The following is a 3607-nucleotide window of genomic DNA, read 5'->3' as shown; positions in this document are numbered from 1 at the left end:
TGGCAAAACATTAGGAGATATCACTAATCAGCTAGAGCAGTTTTTTGAATCCAGTCAATTTCTCTCAAAAATACAATTACGAAAAACACTGGATTTTATCTTTTCATTAATTCACTGATCTTATAGCGGGAAGGGAGTAAATACGAGAATCTGGATAACTCTTACCAATGAGTATGAAAAAAAATAATCAACCTCGCATCTTAGTGGTTACTTCCTGTACGGGAGAAAAAGTTTTTAAACCTGATGAGCAACTCAGGATTAAGGACTTTGAGAATAAGACTCAACTTGCTATTGAGGAGAAGAGGCTATCTCAATATATGTGTTCTGCGGCTGAGATGTATACGGGGATGCAGCATTTGCGGTTGATGGAGGGGATAAATTTATTTCGTAAGTCTCTGGGGGAAAAGTCTATAGATGTGAATATCCTTTCTGCTGGTTATGGGTTGATTGCGGAGGATCGGGCGATCGCACCCTATGAAGTGACCTTTAACAATATGAAGGGGCAAGAGGTTGATGCTTGGTCAAAGCACTTGGGGATTCGTGAAGACTTTGAAAAAGCTGTTCATGATTACGATCTGGTGTTTTTATTGTTGGGCGAGAACTATCTATGATCGCTAAATCTCCCTATTATTACTAGACCTGACCAAACATTTATCTTTCTTGCCTCTCAAAGTAGCAGGAAATGGATTAAGGGATTGGAGGCAAAAACCTATGTATTGGGGCTATCCAATGCAGATGCAAAGAAGTATAGCTATGGGTTAGTTGGTTTAAAGGGATTTTTGTTTAAAAAGTTTGCGGAAGTGGTTGTGCAGCAACCAGAACTGCTTAGCAAGCTTTATGTAAAGCCTGAAGAATTTGCTCTTTTGCTGGAACCTAAGTAGGAAAATATTGATCAGTTGGAGTTGACGCTTGGGGTGCCTAGTGTGGCTGTAAAGTCGTCTAAGAAAAAGGGTAAGGCTGCGATCGCGGATGGTGCTGAAGGGGAGGAGGAGAGTTCGGAGTTTTTGCCAATGCCTCCTGCGCCTAATTTGCATTTGGGAATGAAGTATTTTATTCCTGAGTGGGATGACCACGTTGATCCGACTTATAACTTTTTGACGGATACGCTTACGCCCGATCGCGATCCACATGAGGATGAGGTATATGCTCACGAAATTTATCCAACTCCTAACTATGATGCGATCTTGGTGTCAAAGGTGGTTGTGGAGGCTAGTAAGAAGAAGCGGCAAAAGATTGAGGAGATCGGGATTCATGAGTTCATTAGCTTTCAGGGGGAGATGATGGGGGACTGTGGTGCTTTTGGCTACATTAAGGAGGATGTGCCACCCTATAACACGATTGAGATTTTGGACTATTACGAGAAACTAGGGTTTAACTATGGTGTGAGTATTGATCATTTGATTGTGGGACCTTTTGCAGAGGTAGGGGTGCGGGAGATGCGCTATGAGTTGACGCTCAAGAATGCTCAGGAGTTTATTGAGCAACATCGGTTAGGTGGATATACTTTTACGCCGATTGGGGCGGCGCAGGGTTGGAGTCCTGAGACCTATGCGGAGGCTGTGAAACAGTTGATCAATATGGGCTATGACTATATTGCGTTGGGTGGTTTGGCTCGTGCCACTAGTAAAGAAATTATTGAGATTTTAAAGGCGATTCATCCACATTTACAGCCCCATGTGCGGATACATTTGTTTGGTGTGGCGAGGATTAGTGCGATTCCTGTGTTGCGTCATTTAGGGGTGACGAGTTTTGATTCGGCGAGTCCTTTGCGGCGGGCTTGGTTGGGTTCAGGTGCGAACTATCATACGCTGAGAACTAAGATGTATAGTGCGGTGCGGATTCCGCCTGTGAGTCGGCATGGGGTAAGGATTAAGCATGTGATTGAGGTATGGAGATTTAATAAGGAATTAAAAAACAAGAAACCTTCAACAACTAACGAATTTTTTTTGTAAATGGTTCAGGAGGCATCAAAATCTCGATTCCTTTGGGATGAACGTTAATACTGTCTGAGTGTTGAAATAACCAGTTCTCAAACAACCTAAATATCTCAGGTACTTCAGATATTTCATGTTGGGTCATTGCTAAATTTTGAGTTAAATGTAGACGTGCGCGACGACCATCAAACCGATTGTCAGTACCATCAAGTTTTGCATATAGATTAATTGACATTTCTGAACGACAAAAATTACCAAGGGATAGTTCCAATAATGCTGTTGTGTTAGGTATAGCAACATAAGCACAAAATTTGGAAGGAGCAAAGCTTCGATTTAGAGGATCAAAAACAAAATAAGTGATAGTTCTTTTCCCCCAAACAGAACGTTTTTCTGGAATTACAATTTCTTCATTCCATTTTCTCAAATTCATGAAAACATCTAAAATATCACCAGCAAAATGAATCTTTTGATTATTCTCGGAGATAACAGTTTCAGAAATACTAAAAACTCTTTGAATCTCTTGTGTGATATCTAAAGAAGATTGTTTTAGATTTTCAATTGATATGTTATTTAACTCCTTAATCTGTTTTGAATTATGATGAGGAAGTAATGCAGTTTGAAAAGCATTCATTCCAATATGACGCATTAAGTAAATTGTAGTGACCCCCAGATTCCTTTTCCCTCTATCTATGTCAGCACTCATCATACTTACAAAAGTATCTGATTGTGTTTGAGCTTGAAACAAATGTGTAGTAGCAAATTTTGTATGATTAGCAACTGGATCGGCTCGGCTAATCTCAAATTCCATCCAAAATTTTTGTGAGCTATTAGTTCTTTGTAATAGAACATCTACACGAGGTTCGTATCCTAAAAATTTTTCAAGATCAGGAGAAAGTATAGCAACCTCAGAATGACATTCCCATCCATTAGGAGAAAGTCTTTTAAATTCGTCTTGAAGATATTTAGCGAGTTTTCCTTCAATTCTAGCCATATTTAATATTCATTTTACTTAATTAAACCTCATTGACTGACGATAGAATTTAATCCAGATCGGGATCGATACCCATTGCGCGTAACTTAGTCGCAAGGCGATCAGGCAGCAAGAAGCTCATACTGAAGCACTATAAATTCATTAGCTTTTAAGTATGCCATTGCATATTCACATCCATATGAATCAGAAAACTCAACTAAATAGTAATTTTCATAATCTTTTTGGCGTATTTCAACAATTGTTCCCACTAAACCACTAGGCAAAGACGAAACTGATTCATATTCTGATTCGAGAAGAGTCAGCCTTTCAGCAGGGATAGTTTTAAGAATAGCCACAGAGTCGAGTGGCTTTTGAGAAAGTAGTTGGGTTTCAAGTTCTGGGAATGTCATAGTTTGATTTTGCATGGTCACCTTTAGATTTTTTTAGTCTTGTTTCAATACTTGCGATCTCTTGCGGCGACAGTCCCAAAAATTCTTCAACAGTGCCAGCTTTCCAGCCTGTCATTTCTAGTCGTTGTCTCTTTTCTGCATCCATAAATTTCTCCCTCAAACTAAGTTTTAACCCAAGTCTAGTAGACAGTCAAAGGATAATTGACGGGTAAAATAAAGGCATAGGAAAGAGCTAAGGAAAAAGCTATGCCAGCAAAACGATACAAAGTGAAGTTAAGTGAAGAAGAACGTCA

6 protein-coding genes are annotated in these 3607 nt (G+C 39.5%); 3 read left to right on the top strand and 3 right to left on the bottom strand.

Going from position 1 to position 3607, the window contains the following annotated elements; genetic code table 11:
* Nucleotides 1-167: 167 nt before the first annotated feature.
* The 3 genes from B9G53_RS26340 (at nucleotide 168) to dpdA (ending at nucleotide 1952) form a co-directional block, all read left to right on the top strand.
* The gene (locus tag B9G53_RS26340; protein ID WP_094536383.1) at nucleotides 168-611 is read left to right on the top strand and encodes a DUF6884 domain-containing protein; all 444 of its coding nucleotides are present in this window, start codon (nucleotides 168-170) and stop codon (nucleotides 609-611) included.
* 84 nt (nucleotides 612-695) lie between these two features.
* A complete protein-coding gene (locus B9G53_RS26335; protein WP_094536382.1) occupies nucleotides 696-881 on the top strand; it encodes a hypothetical protein in 186 nt (61 codons plus the stop codon).
* 42 nt (nucleotides 882-923) lie between these two features.
* Entirely contained in the window at nucleotides 924-1952 is a 1029-nt protein-coding gene (gene dpdA, locus B9G53_RS26330; protein WP_141211910.1) for a tRNA-guanine transglycosylase DpdA, read from the top strand.
* On the opposite strand, the gene B9G53_RS26325 is transcribed toward dpdA, so the two are convergent.
* The 3 genes from B9G53_RS26325 to B9G53_RS27785 all read right to left on the bottom strand — a co-directional run bounded on the left by B9G53_RS26325 (nucleotide 1933) and on the right by B9G53_RS27785 (nucleotide 3459).
* On the bottom strand, nucleotides 1933-2925 hold the full coding sequence (locus B9G53_RS26325) for a hypothetical protein (protein WP_094536380.1): 993 nt from the start codon (nucleotides 2923-2925) through the stop codon (nucleotides 1933-1935). The two genes, dpdA and B9G53_RS26325, sit on opposite strands and share 20 nt — an antisense overlap.
* A gap of 101 nt (nucleotides 2926-3026) precedes the next feature.
* The gene (locus B9G53_RS26320; RefSeq protein ID WP_254923828.1) at nucleotides 3027-3329 is read right to left on the bottom strand and encodes a DUF4926 domain-containing protein; all 303 of its coding nucleotides are present in this window, start codon (nucleotides 3327-3329) and stop codon (nucleotides 3027-3029) included.
* Entirely contained in the window at nucleotides 3295-3459 is a 165-nt protein-coding gene (locus tag B9G53_RS27785; RefSeq protein ID WP_176453366.1) for a hypothetical protein, read from the bottom strand. The genes B9G53_RS26320 and B9G53_RS27785 overlap by 35 nt, the downstream gene beginning before the upstream one ends.
* Nucleotides 3460-3607: the final 148 nt, after the last annotated feature.

The organism is Pseudanabaena sp. SR411 (assembly GCF_002251945.1).
Classification (GTDB): Bacteria; Cyanobacteriota; Cyanobacteriia; order Pseudanabaenales; family Pseudanabaenaceae; genus Pseudanabaena.
Note: the sequence above shows the minus strand (reverse complement) of the source record. Positions and strands in the feature narration are given on the sequence as shown.